The organism is Arthrobacter sp. Y3221157, from assembly GCF_059089865.1.
This window is the reverse complement of the sequence record NZ_JBNHFD010000097.1, coordinates 1-13,908: the sequence shown is the minus strand read 5'-3', so window position 1 is coordinate 13,908 and position 13,908 is coordinate 1. Positions and strand designations below refer to the sequence as shown.

Sequence of the window (13,908 nt, the reverse complement as noted above, 5' to 3'; positions counted from 1 at the left end):
CAGCACGCCTGGCACAGGCGGCGGCCCGGAACGGCGGACAGCCGCCGGCGGAAATGCTGCTGTCCGGTCCCTGGCTCGGGGTCCGCTGGTGGCGGGTGGCGGCAGGAATCTGCCTGGGACTCGCGATCGGCACCAAATGGTCCGGGCTGTTCTTCCTGGCCGGGTTTGGCCTCCTTACAGTTATCTGGGACCTCAGTGCCCGGCGCGTGGCAGGAATCCGCGGCTGGATCAGCGGCGGCGCCATCAAAGACGGCATCCCGGCGTTCCTCAGCACCGTTCCCGTGGCATGCCTGGCGTACGCGGCAACCTGGACAGGCTGGTTCCGCTCGGAGGACGCCTACTTTCGCCGCTGGGCGGAGGGCAACCCGTCCGCTGAATGGGGCTGGCTGCCGGATTCCATCAGGTCCCTCGCCCACTACCACCGTGAGGCCTACACGTTCCACCAGGGCCTCGGCTCCGACCACCCGTACGAGGCAACTGCCTGGAGCTGGCTGGTACTCGGCAGGCCGACGTCGTTCTTCTATGAATCCCCGGAGCAGGGCACCCCGGGATGTGCCGTGGCGAAATGCACCTCGGCCATCCTGTCCGTAGGCAACCCGCTCATCTGGTGGGGCGCCGTCATATCCCTCGTGGTCCTGCTGTTCTGGTGGGCGGGGCGGCGGGACTGGCGGGCCGGGGCGGTCCTCGCCGGCGTCGGCGCCGGGTACCTTCCGTGGTTTCTCTACCCGGAGCGGACCATGTTCTACTTCTACGCGGTCTCCTTCGAGCCGTTCCTGGTCCTGGCCCTCGTGTACTGCCTGGGACTGGTCCTGGGGCGGGCGGCGGACCCGCCATGGCGGCGCCGCGCGGGCCTCTACCTCGTGGCCCTGTTCGTGGCGTCGGCCGTCCTGCTCTCGTCCTTCTTCTATCCCGTCTGGGCAGCCGAGGTCATCCCCTACGACGCCTGGCGGGTACGGATGTGGATGCCGTCCTGGATCTAGGGCAGGATTGCAATCAGACCCGATCGAAGCCGCTGCCGCGGCCTGGCAGCGGAACGGAGACCTGCTGTGAGAGAAGCAAGCACGGAACTGCTGGTGGGGCTCGACGCCGGCAGCAACGTTACGGACCTGTTGCTGGAGCAGCACGCCGCCAACCCCGCACACGCCCTCTACCGGCGCAAGGGCCCCAACGGCTGGGTGGATGTTCCGGCGGCAAGGTTCCTGCAGGATGTCAGCGCACTGGCCAAAGGGCTGATTGCCGGCGGACTTGAGCCCGGCGACACCGTGGCCGTCATGTCCGCCACGTCCTACGAATGGACGCTGGTGGACTTCGCCATCTGGTTCGCGGGGGGCGTGACCGTCCCCATTTATGAAACGTCATCAGCCCGCCAGGTTGAGTGGATCATCCGGGATGCCGGCGTCCGGCGTGTTTTCGCCCAGGACCTGGCGGTGGCGGACCTGGTCACCGGCGTTGTTGCCGGCTCACCCCCGCTCCGGGACCGCCTGGTGAACGTGGTGCGGATGGACAACGACGGCCCGGCCCCGAACCTCGCCAGCCTCGCCGCTGCAGGGGCCGGGGTGAGTGACGCCGAGCTTGAGCGGCACCGCAGCCGCGCCGGCCTGGACGACGTCGCGTCCCTCGTCTACACGTCGGGTACCACGGGCAATCCCAAGGGCTGCGAGATCACCCATGGGAACTTCGCCCTGGTGGCCAAGAATATCGTCGCGTTCCTTCCGGAACTGCTGATCCAGGACCAGGCGCGCACGCTCATGTTCCTGCCGCTGGCCCATGTTCTGGCACGGGCCGTCCAGGTGGTGTGCCTGACCGCGGGCGCAACGCTGGGGCATACCCCGGGTCCCGCCCGGCTCCTGGAGGATCTGGGGACCTTCAAGCCCACGTTCCTGCTGGTGGTCCCGCGGATCTTTGAAAAGGTCCGGGCGACGGCGGCCCATAAGGCAGTGGTGGCGGGCAAGGGCAAGCTGTTCCAGGCCGCCTCGGCCGCTGCCATCGCCTACTCCCGGGAACTGGACCGGCAGAGCCGCGGCGAGGGTACCGGCCCCGGACTGGTGTCCAGGGTACGGCACGGAATGTTCGACCGGCTCCTGTATCCCCGGCTCCGGCAGGCCTTCGGCGGCCAGGTGGGATACACCGTGTCCGGGGCGAGCCCGCTGGCACATGAGGACGCGCACTTTTTCCGCGGCGCGGGCATCCCGGTGCTGGAGGGCTACGGCCTGACCGAGACCACCGCGCCGTGCACGGCCAACACCCCCTCCCGGACACGGGTGGGATCGGTGGGTATCCCCATTCCCGGCACCACTATCCGGGTGGCCGAAGACGGGGAGATCCTGGTCAAGGGAATCGGGGTTTTCAAGGGTTACCACGGGAACGAGGCCGCCAATGCTGAGGCCTTCGTGGACGGCTTCTTCCGCACCGGGGACCTTGGGGTGCTGGACGCCGACGGATTCCTCACGGTGACCGGGCGGAAAAAGGACCTGCTGGTCACAGCGGGCGGCAAGAATGTGGCCCCGGGGCCCCTGGAGGAAGTGATCCGGTCCCATCCACTGGTGGGCCATGCGGTGGTTGTCGGAGACGGCAAGCCTTTCATTTCGGCGCTGGTGACCCTGGACCCTGAAGGATTGGAGAACTGGCGCTCCGAACGGGGGCTTCCGCCCCTCGCGGTCCGGGACGCAACGTGCGATCCCGGCGTGCTGGAGGCAGTGCAGCATGCAGTGGATCAGGCCAACCAGCTGGTGTCCAAGGCCGAGTCCATCCGTTCCTTTTCGCTGCTGGACGCGGAGTTCACCGTTGAATCAGGCCATTTGACACCGTCACTGAAACTGAAGCGGTCCGCCGTCGTGCAGGACTTCCAGTCGGAAATCGACAGGCTCTACGCCTGATCGGCCGCCGCGTCCCTGGCTGGCAGGCCGCGGCGGCGGCGCGTCGGCCAGGTGAGGATAAGCGTCACCAGCGCCGTCAGCAGAACCAGCCCGGCGATGACGATGCCGGCGTCGATCCAGAACTGGCCGGGGAACAGCCGGATCAGGGTATCGTCCAGGCTGAAGGTCCAGGAGCCATCCGCAAAGAAGATCCGATGGAACTCGGTGAAGAACTGCTGCCAGCCCAGGAAGGCCAGGGTTCCGAGGCCCAGGATAAGGACCAGGGTAGCGATGGAACCCGCGAACAGGCCGCGGCGGACTCCCCCGGTGCTGCGCTTTCGGAGGTAGAGGACAGCGACCAGGCCAAGGACGAGCAGGAGAACCCCTGCGCCGAAAGTGGACAGGATGACCAGCTTGACGTCCGCCATGTGGCTGACTTCGCCATCCTTGAACAGCTTGTCCCCGTTGCGGTGCACCAAGTCGCCAAGATACCGGGGGCCCGACCAGTTGCTCAGGTAGTCGACGGCATAGGAGCCGTAGGTCATCCGGTCATCCGTGCTGAAGCCGTACCCGTCTCCGGGGAAACCCGGACGGTTGTACTCCACCCACAGGAACAGCGGGCTGGTCACCGCCCGGACGGCGAGGACCAGGAGCACCGCCGGGAAGATAATGGCCAGCAGGACCTGCATGACACGTGGTGCAACCGGTTTTGCATTGGCGGCACTCTCCCGCTCCGCGTTGCGCCGCTCCACCTCTTCCTGCGGCGGACGCACCTGCAGGGCCGAGGTTTCGAGGGTTTCCCGGAAGACGGGTGTGCTTTCACGGCCGGATGCGTCAGCGTCGTCGGAAAGTGCAGTCGCAGAAGGTGCACTCCCGTGGGAAGGAGCAGTCCCGTCGGAAGGCAGGGCTGCTGCCTCCGCCGCTTTTCGGCCGGCCCTGCTGTCCGGCTGGGAATTTCCGGCCTCCGGTCCGCCGGAATTCCCCGGCACAGCTGATGAGCCGGCAGCAGCGGACGCGCTCCCGGCGGTGCCGCTCTCGCCTGCGGACCGGGCGGTGTCGGTGACGGCCGGGGTGAGCCAGGAAAAGGCGGGTTCGTCGGAGTCGCCGGACGTATCCAGGAACGGTTCCGGCTGCGGCGCGGTGCTCTTGGCACGGGCCGGTGTTTCGTCTTTCACAGCAGCGTCACTTCCGTAGGGTTGACACGCTGCGCCAGGGTCTGCTGGCGCACGTTTTATCTGTTGACGAGCCTACAGTCCGGGGGTAACGCGGAGCGAGGAACCACCCCGGCCGGATTACAACGATTCAGGCAGCGATTTCCGTATACCCGGCATCTTCGCGGCGGAGGTCGCCACGTTCCCCGGCCAGGTAGGCGCGCCGCCCCCACACCAGGACGTACACCCAGTAGGCCGCCAGTACGCCGGCGCCGATGCCGATCTTGGCCCATACCGGGAGCGGGCTGGGCGTGACATACGCTTCCACGAGGCCGGACGCAAAGAGCACCAGGACCAGGCCCAGCGCCACCGTGATCAGCGACCTGCCTTCCTCGGCCACCGCCCGTCCCCTGGTCCGCGGACCAGGCGAGACCATGGCCCAGAAGATCCGCAGGCCGGCAGCGCAGGCAATGAAGACGGCGGTGAGTTCCATCAGGCCGTGCGGCAGGATGTAGCTGAAGAAGACGTCAGACTTGCCGGCCGCGGCGAAGACTCCTGCCGCGACCCCCACGCCCTGCGCGTTGCTGAACAGGATCATGGGTACCCATATGCCCGTGATGCCCAGCGCCACCGCCTGGGCGCTGATCCAGGCGTTGTTTGTCCACACCGCGCCGGCGAAGGAAGCTGCCGGGTTCTCGGAGTAGTAGTCGATGAAGTCCTCCTCCACGTACTGCCTGGCGGCGGCCTCTGAAGCCACCGCCCGCAGGGCTTCGGGGGACGTTCCAATCCACAGCGCGAAGGCGGCACCAATGGCAACGAACGCCAGCCCGCAGGCAAGGGTGAGCCAGGTGAGCCGGTAAAAGGCGGCCGGGAGCGCCACCACGAAGAACCGTGCCAGGTCGGCCATCGGATTGGACCGCGCGCCGGTGAACCTGGTCCTGGCCAACGCAAGCGTGGCAGAAAGCGAGGCGGACAGGCCGCTCTCAGGGGCAACCGAACGGATCAGGGACAGGTGCGAGGACGCGGACTGGTAGAGGGCAAGCAGCTCGTCGGCTTCGCGTCCGCTGAGCCTGCCCTTGGCGGCGAGTTCGTTCAGCCGTGCCCACTTGTCCGCATTCACCGCGGAGAAGGCGTCCATATCCACGGGACCAGCCTAACGGCACGGCACTAGACTTTGACCGTCCGCACCATCAGCCGCGAGGGGGTACCTGCTGTGGGTTCGATCGTCACCGGCGAGGCAGTTGTCCTGGAACTGCGCCCCGCCTCGTTTGCGGCGCGTGCGCTTGGGCTGGTCCTCGACGTCCTCTTCCACGCCGTGCTGCTGGTGGTGATCCTGATTGGCCTGGCTGCGGCCGGCGAAGACCTCGATGAGGCAGCCATGCGTGCGCTGGTCCTGTCCAGCGTTGTCTTCTGCCTGGTAGTCCTCCCGGTAGCGGTGGAAACCCTGAGCCGGGGCCTGTCGCTGGGCAAGCTGGCAGCAGGGTTGCGGGTGGTCCGGGACGATGGCGGTGCCATCCGTTTCCGGCATGCCCTGATCCGGGGACTCACCGGGTTCCTGGAAATCTACCTGACCCTGGGTGGACTCGCGCTGGCGGTGGCTCTCTTCAACGACAAATCGCGCCGGCTCGGTGACTTGCTGGCAGGAACCTATGCCATCCGCAGCCGGGTGCCGGTGGAAGAAGCAGTTCCCGTCTTCGTCCCCCCGCGGCTGCACGCGTGGGCAGCCCACGCGGACATTGGAAGAATCCCGGACGCAACCGCCCGCCGGGCCTCCCAGTTCATCCGCCAGGCACAGCGGATGGCACCGCTGTCACGGGCCGGAATGGCGGCAGCAATTGCCACGGAGCTCGCTGCCCATGTGGCCCCTCCCCCGCCTGCGGGGACCAGCGCGGACGATTTCCTTGCTGCCGTCGTTGCCGAACGCCGTACCCGGGAACTCGCCCGGTTGACGCGGCAGCGGACGCGCAACACGGAAGTGGGCGAGCGGCTGCAGCGGCTGCCGTTCAGCGGCTGAGGTCAGTTGTCGTACTCGTTCCAGGGGATGTTCCAGTCCCCAAAGCCGTCGTCGTGCGCCGCGTAGTCGCCCTCGGTGTTCACGATATGCACCACGTCCCCGGTGCCCATGTTGTCAAAGACCCAGGCGGCGCCGTCGGGAGCAAACCCGATGCAGCCGTGTGAAACGTTCGCGTTGCCGATGAAGGGGTAGGCCGACTCGAGGGCCTGGTGGATGTACGCGCCGCTGAGCGTGAGGCGGATGGTGTACTCCACATCCACGTCCCCGTAGTAGGCAGGATCGTCCGGTTTCAAGCCGATGCTTGAGGCGCGGAAATGGTCGTAGCGCTTCTTCTCCATCAGCACCCCGTAGCCCCGTGCCGACGGGAAGCGCTTGTCACCCATGCTCACCGGCAGCGTCTTAACCGGCTGGTCGTTGATGCTGAGGGTGAAGGTGTGGGCTGCGGCGTCCGCGACGGCCACCTTCTTGTCGCCGATGGCGATGTTTACCTTCTTGTTGAAGTTCGCGATCTGCCCATTGCCAAGGTCCACACCGAACAGCTGCATGTCCATCGAGATCGTGGAGTTGGCAACCCAGAACCCCTCCGCACGGTACCGGACCATCTTGTCGCTGTGCCAGTGGAAAGCACCCACCTGGCCGGCGCTGCTGGTGATCCTGATGGCCTTTTCCACGGCGTCACGGTTGAGGACGGGTTCGCTGAAAATGATCTGCAGCGGCTGCCCCACGCCCACCTTCATGCCGTCCAGCGGATAAATGGCGGCGTCGGCCTCATGTGAACTGGACACGGTGCTGAAGGACTGCGTGGTGCTTGTTTCCCGTCCGGCGCCATCCTTCACGACGTACGTGTAGCTGTAGTCGGTGTTGAACTTAAGCGGGCCGGAAGCCGTCCAGCCGGTGCCGGCGGCGTCGATGCTTCCTTCCACCGTTTCACCTGAGGTACTGGTGAGCGTCACACGCTCGATGGTGCCGTTGCTGACCTTGAGCGACACCGGGGCCGCGGGGTTGACCTGCTTGGCACCGTTGGCGGGTGCTGCCTCCGACTTCACCGGGGCGATGACGGGCGCTGCCAGGCCCGGGGAGGTCCGGACGGCGGAGCCGGCTTCGGATTCCAGCGCGGCGCCGGCGAGTCCGGGCGCGACGGCAGCGAAAACACCGCCGGCAGCTGCCAGGAGGCAGACGACGGCGACGATGAGAATCTTTTTTGCTGTCCGCGGGCGGCGCGGCTGGGCTTCGGGCTCCATGTTCCGATCCTAGGGCTTGGAAGTAACAACCCGGGTGCTCGGGGCACCCGGGTGCTTTACTTCTTAGTAACGATAGTGCTCGGGCTTGTACGGACCGGCGACGTCGATGTCCAGGTATTCGGCCTGGTCCTTGGTCAGTTCGGTCAGCTCCACGCCGAGGGCATCGAGGTGCAGGCGGGCCACCTTCTCGTCCAGGACCTTGGGCAGGACATACACCTGGTTCTCATACTCCCGCTGGCCGGCGTCCTGGTCCTTCTTGGTCCACAGTTCAACCTGGGCGATGACCTGGTTGGCGAAGGAGTTGCTCATCACGAAGGACGGGTGCCCCGTGGCGTTGCCCAGGTTAAGCAGGCGGCCTTCGGACAGCACGATGATGGAACGCTCCGCGTCGGTTCCGGATTCGAACACCCATTCGTGGACCTGGGGCTTGATCTCCACCTTCTTGATGCCGGGGATCCTTGCGAGCCCGGCCATGTCGATCTCATTGTCGAAGTGCCCGATGTTGCCGACGATAGCCTTGTTCTTCATCCCGGCCATGTGCTCGGCCATGATGACATCCTTGTTGCCCGTGGTGGTGACGAAGATGTCGCCCTGGGCGAGAACGGATTCCAGCCTGGCCACCTGGTAGCCGTCCATCGCCGCCTGCAGGGCGCAGATGGGATCGATTTCGGTGACGATCACGCGAGAGCCCTGGCCGCGCAGCGCCTCAGCGGCGCCCTTTCCGACGTCGCCGTAGCCGCAGACGACGGCGACCTTGCCGCCCATGAGCACATCCGTCGCCCGGTTGATGCCGTCGGGCAGGGAGTGCCGGATTCCGTACTTGTTGTCGAACTTGCTCTTGGTGACGGAGTCATTGACGTTGATGGCGGGGAACAGCAACTTGCCCTGCTCAGCGAGCTGGTACAGGCGGTGGACACCGGTGGTGGTTTCCTCGCTGACGCCCTTGATGGTGGAGGCGGTGCGGGTCCACTTCTGTGGGTCTGCTGCGATGGAACGGCGGATGACCTCAAGGAAGATGCCGTATTCCTCCGAGTCCGTGGGATCCGCGGACGGGACGTTGCCCGCCGCTTCGAATTCCACACCCTTGTGCACCAGCATGGTGGCGTCGCCGCCGTCGTCAAGGATCATGTTGGGTCCCAGTTCGGGGTTGGTTTCCGCGCCCGGCCAGGTGAGGATCTGTTCGGCGGTCCACCAGTATTCCTCGAGCGTTTCGCCCTTCCAGGCGAAGACCGGCACGCCCTGGGGGTTCTCCAGAGTGCCGTTACCCACGACGACGGCCGCCGCGGCTTCATCCTGGGTGGAGAAGATGTTGCATGAGGCCCAGCGGACCTCTGCACCCAGCGCGGTCAGTGTTTCGATCAGGACGGCGGTCTGCACCGTCATATGCAGCGAGCCGGCGATCCGGGCACCCTTCAGCGGCTGGCTGGCGCCGAATTCCTCGCGCAAGGACATGAGGCCGGGCATTTCGTGCTCGGCCAGGCGGATCTGGTGGCGCCCTGCTTCAGCCAGGGAGATGTCGGCAACTTTGTAGTCGAAGGTCATGGGTGGTCCTTTGCTATATCCGGTGCTGCTGTGTCCGTGCTGGACGGCGCTGTGTGCTGGCGCTTGCGGCGCCGGTTAGGGAGAGTGGAGGAAGGCCGGGTTGGCGCTAGGCGGGGGAACCGGTTCCCTGCCCAGGCTGGTGCCGGGCGGAATCGTGCTGATCTGAGCCGGCCGATGTTGCCGCGGCCAGCAACTCCGGTGGCAGGAGGAGGGGGATGCCGTCCTCGATGGCGTAGCGGGGCTTTGCGCCACTTCCCGCGGCGGCGGTGGCCACCAGTTCGTCGCCGTCCTGGACCAGGGGTGAACCCGTCACGGGGCAACGCAGGACGGACAGCAGCTCAGGACTGATCTTTGGCATTGGGTTCATGCTCCCTGGCGGGCGCGGTGGCGCCGGTAGCGGACTTGTGTGCAGGTTCCAGCGTACCGCCAGACGGGGTTCAGGAAGGCTCGCGCAGGACCCGCAGGTGGCCCCGGCGGGTCCCTTCGGTACCCGCCGGGGCTTCCAGTGCTGCGTGGGGGCCCCGCTGCGCAGGCTGCTGCTGTGCCTGGACGGGCAGTGCCCCCGCGTCCCTGACCGCGTTCGCCAGGGCGAGCAAGTCATCAGGGCCGGGCTGCTGGGGCGTGGACGGCATGGCCAGCCTCAGCACCTCCCAGCCCCGGGGCACGGTGAGGGAATCGGCGTGCTGCTCGCAGAGATCGTAGCAATGCGGTTCAGCGTAGGTGGCCAAGGGGCCGAGGACAGCGGTGGAGTCTGCATACACGTACGTCAGGGTGGCCACCGCAGACTGGCGGCAGGCAGATCTTGAACACTGACGGATAGCTCCCACGACATCCCAGACTACTCGCTGCCGCCGCCAAAACGCCGCATTGTCGCCCGGTACGGGACGCGTCTTCGCCTCAAGGGGAATCTATCGCGTTAATCATTTCCCGGGTTTACAGTCGATGTATGCAGTCATCGAACCAGAAATCAGGCTTTACGGTCCGGTTGGCTGACCCGGACGCCCGCACGGACCAGGGCGGAGAGTCCACTAGCAGGAGCTTCATGCAGCGCCGGCGGAACCGCCACGGGCGCGGGCTTCGCGGTGAAGTGATGCTGCCCACGCATCCCGGGTACCGGACCCGCTCGGACCGTTTTGATGACATGGTCCTGGATTCCGCCCAGCGGCTGCACGATATTTGGGGAAAGACCCTGGACGGTGTCAGGTTTGGCGTCGACGAGATTCCCCCGGACCTGGAACTCCTGGCCGCCAGTTCAGCGCCGGTCCCCATGGGGTCCTACTCGCCCGCCACGGATGAGGATGGACCGATGATCACGGTGTATCGCCGGGTGGTGGAGCAGGCGTGTCCTGGAGTTGAGGAACTGCAGGACCTGGTCCATGACGTGGTGGTGGAGCACACCGCCGAAATGCTGGGCGTCGCCCCCGAGACCCTGGATCCGGTGTACCGGCGCCGCTACTGACGCCCCTCCCCCCTTTGGGTGGTCCGCCGCCGTCGCACCGCCGCACATTGGCCTGCGGGCAGGCTTCTAATAACTGATGGTCACCGGGACGGTTTCCTGCCCGGCGGCTGCCGGCTGGAAAGCGAGGGTGGAGACGTCGTTCCGGCCGTCCTGCTGGACCAGCACTGCGCCGTAGGCGGCGTCACCCGACGCCGACACAACATAGCCCACAACGTCGGCGTCGTCTGCCTTGTCCGGTATGGCGATGGACGCGGTGGTTCCGCCTGCGATATCGGCCGTGGCCGGTGCGCGGACCTTCCCGTCCGCCGTGATGGCCGAGTAGCTGATGGTGGCCCGGGTGCCAAGGACGCCAAAAACCAACTGGCGGCTCCCGCCCCGCGGGACCGGCACCACGTGCTGGCTGCCAAGCCGCACTCCGGAGGCGGCCCAGGCGACGTCGGCCGGCTGGTCCTCCTGGAGGCCACGGCTGATGCGCGTGGAGGCGACGAAGGAGACGTCCGATCCCGCCGACACGGTGTAGTGGCCGGCCGGTATGCCCGCCAGGGAAACTTCGGTGACGGATCCGGCTTTGGCTGTGATCACCCCGCCGGAGGGGAGTGCCTTTTGGCCGTCGCGGCCGTACAGTTTGACTTCCACTACCGCATCAGAGGCACCGGGAACAGTGACGTGCAGGGCGGGCCCGGCGTCCTCGTAGCCCGATTTTCCTGTCAGGGCGGAAATTCCCGCCGGGTCCTGGATATCCACGCCGGTCATGACCTGACGCACGGCCGGAGCGGCACCGGGCGCAATGAAATCCACGCCTCCGGGTGTCAGGCCGCGCAGGACGCTTTGCTGGATGGCAGCCGCCACGGGACCCCCGGCGCTCCGCACCCGGACGCTCAGCTGTTCCTCTCCCGGGGCCAGGCCGGCCAGCACCACGGACCGTGTGGTGCCGGGAGCCACCAGTAGCCCGCGGCTGCCGGGCGCCTGGATCTGTCCGCCGCCGCCGAAGAGTTCCAGGCTGACGGTGGCCGGTGTGGTGGAGGCGTTGGTGAGGAGCAACACCGAGGCGCGCCCCACAGTGGTGCTGGCTCCGGCCAGCCACTGGTCGTTGGAGGGCTGCTGGCAGTTGGCCGCAGCGGTTCCCTGCAGGTCGCCGTCGGTGGCAGTGAACTTCATGGCACCAGCGGCGGAAGCCTGCTGGTTGGCCAGGGCATCGGCGCTAAGAACTGTCACCTGGTCTACCGGCCGGTTGGCCACGGTCCCTGCCAGCAACTCCTGGCGGGCGCCTTCGGCCGGTGGCTGTCCGTTGTCTTTGGCGATGTCGACGGCGGTTGTCCCGTCCAGCTGCGACAACCGGCTGGCCGGCAGCACACCGGAGGCTCCAAGGACGGCAGCGGTCACACTGGTTGCGGCCGTGGCCGATACCGGGCTGAATTGCGGATCGGTTCCTGCCTCCGTGCCTTCCAGCAGCCGGGCCGGCCCCGGGCATACCCCAACGCTTTCACCTGCGGGAACGGCTGCCACGGCAGCAGGCACGCTCCGTGCGGATTGGGGAGCGGGGAGCAGTGATCCGGCTGCCACCACTGCGCCGGTACCGGCCAGGACGAGTGCTGCCGTGGCGGCGCCGGCGACGGCACCAGGACGGCGTTTTCCAGCGGGACGTCCTGCGTCCGGCCGGCCGGGGATCTGTTCAGTCCCGGTGGTGTCGGCTGACATGGTGTGCTCACGCATTCTGCTGTTCCTTACGCAGGGAGCCCTCGTCACGGGAAAGGCCGGTTCTCGGCCTCCGGGCGGGCATGGGTATGGCCAGCATGATGGTCAGCCCGAACACGATGCCCTGCGTAATTCCTGCCCAGGGGGCCCAGGGGTTTTCATATCGGACTGTCAGCTGGCCGCCGGAAGCGGGCAGCGTGAAGGCCTGGGACCAATCCGACGTGGTGGAGGTCAGCTTCCGGCCGTCGAGCCAGGCGCTCCAGCCGGGATCGGCCCGTTCCGCGAGGACCACCAGGCGGCCCTCGGGTCCTGCGGGGACCGGGGCGTCGACGCCGTCGAACGCGGACGGGACCAGCGACACCGTGGAGCCCCGGGCGTCCACGATCCGGACCCGGTGGGCAATGTCCGCGGGCTGCAGCACCGGCTGGTTGAGGGGGGCGACCCGCCAAAGCCATCCGACGTCGGTCTGCCCCACAGCCACCAGGCCCGGCACGGCGTCCATCCTGCTTGCGGTCAACTGGGCTGCCGTGTCAGCGGAGCGGAGTACCACAAAGCCCACGCCGAGCTGTTCGAGGTCGCTGCGGGGGTCCACTCCCTGCCCGGCCACCAGCGTTGCGACCGCCCGGCGGACTGCTGTGGTGACGTCGTCATCATTGCGGACTGTTTCGGCCCCGGGGGCACCCAGGATGTTGCGCGCAGCTGCCACGGCCGAAAGGCTGTCCAGCGTGGTACCGGCGCCACGCATCAGGGCGGCGTCAAACGTGCCGTTTTCACCCGTTTCGATAAGGAGCGTGCGCGTTTGCTCCGGCCCCGTTCCACGGTCAATGGCTGTGGCCGGAAGGGTGCGTGGGCTGGCAGCCTCGACAAGCCGGTGGCTACCCCATCCGGAACCTCCGGTTTCGGAGGCGTCCGCCACCGTGGCCGGTTCGGCCGGGGAACCGGCGGCCGAAACAGCTGCCGGACGAAGCAGGTTCCGGGCGGACCAGGCGGCCATCCCGGCCAACGGGCCAACAAGGAGCAGCACCATGCCGAAAGCCACAGCCGAGCGTACGGCCGACTTCTGCCTGGCCGGACCGGCAACCACTTTGTCCGCCACGCTGAGGAGTTGTTCGGCGCCGAGGAGTCCGGCGCCCAGGAGGGCGAACGATGCGGCGGAGACCACGGGACCGGCAAAAGGCACCACCAGGGTGTCAGCGTCCATGGCGACGGCGACGTGTGAACCGAGCCAGCCACCTGCCAAGGCAACCAGGGCAACAGCCCACAGCAACTTCGCCTTCGCGGCGCGGTGGCCGCTGAACAGCCCCGCCACGGCAAGGGCCAGGACCGGGACGGCCAGGAGGAGGGCCATCAGCAGGGCCCATGGCAGGGTCCCGTCCTGGAAGTAGGGCAGTCCATCCAGGCCCTTGTCCGGCACAAACTCCAGCGGCTGGCCCAGGAACTGCTGCCAAAGCGGTGCAGCATCAAAGCCGAGCGGCAGGCCGGGGTCGGCCAGGAGCGCCCGCGGCTTGTCCAGCACGGACAGACCGAACGGGATGAAAAGCGCGGCACTTGGCAGCAGTGCCCACCAGACGGTGCGGCCGCGGCGGCCCAGCACGAGCCCGCAGAACACAATCACTGCCGTGGCGGGGACCAGGAGTGAGGGGGCAGCGGCGGTAACGACGGCCATGGCCAGGCCGGCTGCCGCGGCAGCCGTCCATGATGGCATGCCGTTGATTCCAGGCCGGACCGGGGGTTTCTCGCCACGCCGTTCGGCCGGGGCAGGAAGCGAAAAGCGCCCATGGCCCACCGCCGACCCGGTGGCACGCAACAGCGCGAGGACAAAAAGCGGGATCATCACATGGGCCACCAGGGCGCCAACCCGCCCCTGGTTCAGGGCTACCTGCAGGGCAGGCGCGGCCGCCCAGAACAGGGCTGCCGCGAGGCGGAGCCGGCGCCGGACCGTCAGTCCTCC

The 13,908-nt window shown here is 67.3% G+C and carries 11 protein-coding genes and 1 pseudogene; 4 read left to right on the top strand and 8 right to left on the bottom strand.

Annotated features, from left to right (window positions below; translation table 11 throughout):
* Together AC5RTT_RS17760 and AC5RTT_RS17755 are read left to right on the top strand one after the other, a co-directional pair.
* Nucleotides 1–980: dolichyl-phosphate-mannose--protein mannosyltransferase (locus AC5RTT_RS17760; RefSeq protein ID WP_494146300.1), on the top strand; the 980-nt coding region annotated here is incomplete at its 5' end.
* 66 nt (nt 981–1,046) lie between these two features.
* Nucleotides 1,047–2,876, top strand: a complete 1,830-nt coding sequence (locus AC5RTT_RS17755) for an AMP-dependent synthetase/ligase (protein ID WP_494146299.1) — start codon at nt 1,047–1,049, stop codon at nt 2,874–2,876.
* Here the strand turns inward: AC5RTT_RS17755 and AC5RTT_RS17750 are convergent.
* Both AC5RTT_RS17750 and AC5RTT_RS17745 read right to left on the bottom strand, forming a co-directional pair.
* Entirely contained in the window at nt 2,867–4,030 is a 1,164-nt protein-coding gene (locus AC5RTT_RS17750; RefSeq protein ID WP_494146298.1) for a TIGR01906 family membrane protein, read from the bottom strand. The two genes, AC5RTT_RS17755 and AC5RTT_RS17750, sit on opposite strands and share 10 nt — an antisense overlap.
* A gap of 127 nt (nt 4,031–4,157) precedes the next feature.
* The gene (locus tag AC5RTT_RS17745) at nt 4,158–5,150 is read right to left on the bottom strand and encodes a stage II sporulation protein M (protein WP_494146297.1); all 993 of its coding nucleotides are present in this window, start codon (nt 5,148–5,150) and stop codon (nt 4,158–4,160) included.
* A gap of 69 nt (nt 5,151–5,219) precedes the next feature.
* On the opposite strand from AC5RTT_RS17745, the gene AC5RTT_RS17740 reads away from it, so the two are divergent.
* Nucleotides 5,220–6,020: an RDD family protein gene (locus AC5RTT_RS17740; protein ID WP_494146301.1), complete on the top strand. Its 801-nt coding sequence runs from the start codon at nt 5,220–5,222 to the stop codon at nt 6,018–6,020.
* A 2-nt stretch (nt 6,021–6,022) separates the two neighbouring features.
* Here the strand turns inward: AC5RTT_RS17740 and AC5RTT_RS17735 are convergent, their stop codons facing one another.
* The 4 genes from AC5RTT_RS17735 to AC5RTT_RS17720 all read right to left on the bottom strand — a co-directional run bounded on the left by AC5RTT_RS17735 (nt 6,023) and on the right by AC5RTT_RS17720 (nt 9,630).
* Nucleotides 6,023–7,261, bottom strand: coding sequence for a L,D-transpeptidase (locus tag AC5RTT_RS17735; protein WP_494146296.1), 1,239 nt, complete (start codon nt 7,259–7,261; stop codon nt 6,023–6,025).
* Between the two features lie 63 nt (nt 7,262–7,324).
* On the bottom strand, nt 7,325–8,803 hold the full coding sequence (gene ahcY, locus AC5RTT_RS17730; RefSeq protein WP_494146295.1) for an adenosylhomocysteinase: 1,479 nt from the start codon (nt 8,801–8,803) through the stop codon (nt 7,325–7,327).
* Between the two features lie 106 nt (nt 8,804–8,909).
* Nucleotides 8,910–9,161: a Trm112 family protein gene (locus AC5RTT_RS17725; protein ID WP_494146294.1), complete on the bottom strand. Its 252-nt coding sequence runs from the start codon at nt 9,159–9,161 to the stop codon at nt 8,910–8,912.
* 79 nt (nt 9,162–9,240) lie between these two features.
* Complete coding sequence (locus AC5RTT_RS17720) at nt 9,241–9,630, bottom strand: DUF3499 domain-containing protein (protein ID WP_494010607.1); 390 nt, start codon at nt 9,628–9,630, stop codon at nt 9,241–9,243.
* Between the two features lie 119 nt (nt 9,631–9,749).
* Here AC5RTT_RS17720 and AC5RTT_RS17715 point away from each other — a divergent pair, with 119 nt between their 5' ends.
* Nucleotides 9,750–10,262 (top strand): metallopeptidase family protein, encoded by a 513-nt coding sequence (locus AC5RTT_RS17715; protein WP_494010608.1) that lies wholly within the window; start codon nt 9,750–9,752, stop codon nt 10,260–10,262.
* Between the two features lie 66 nt (nt 10,263–10,328).
* Here AC5RTT_RS17715 and AC5RTT_RS17710 read toward each other — a convergent pair whose 3' ends face one another.
* On the bottom strand, nt 10,329–11,975 hold the full coding sequence (locus tag AC5RTT_RS17710; protein ID WP_494146293.1) for a DUF5719 family protein: 1,647 nt from the start codon (nt 11,973–11,975) through the stop codon (nt 10,329–10,331).
* A pseudogene (locus AC5RTT_RS17705) lies at nt 11,968–13,908 on the bottom strand (glycosyltransferase family 2 protein); the annotation flags it as partial. The gene AC5RTT_RS17710 and the pseudogene AC5RTT_RS17705, both read right to left, overlap by 8 nt.

Coding starts and splice junctions, on each gene's coding strand:
- AC5RTT_RS17735 (WP_494146296.1), bottom strand. CDS start 7,261: ATGGAGCCCGAAGCCCAGCCGCGCCGCCCGCGGACAGCAAAAAAGATT.
- ahcY (WP_494146295.1), bottom strand. CDS start 8,803: ATGACCTTCGACTACAAAGTTGCCGACATCTCCCTGGCTGAAGCAGGG.
- AC5RTT_RS17725 (WP_494146294.1), bottom strand. CDS start 9,161: ATGCCAAAGATCAGTCCTGAGCTGCTGTCCGTCCTGCGTTGCCCCGTG.
- AC5RTT_RS17715 (WP_494010608.1), top strand. CDS start 9,750: ATGCAGTCATCGAACCAGAAATCAGGCTTTACGGTCCGGTTGGCTGAC.
- AC5RTT_RS17710 (WP_494146293.1), bottom strand. CDS start 11,975: ATGCGTGAGCACACCATGTCAGCCGACACCACCGGGACTGAACAGATC.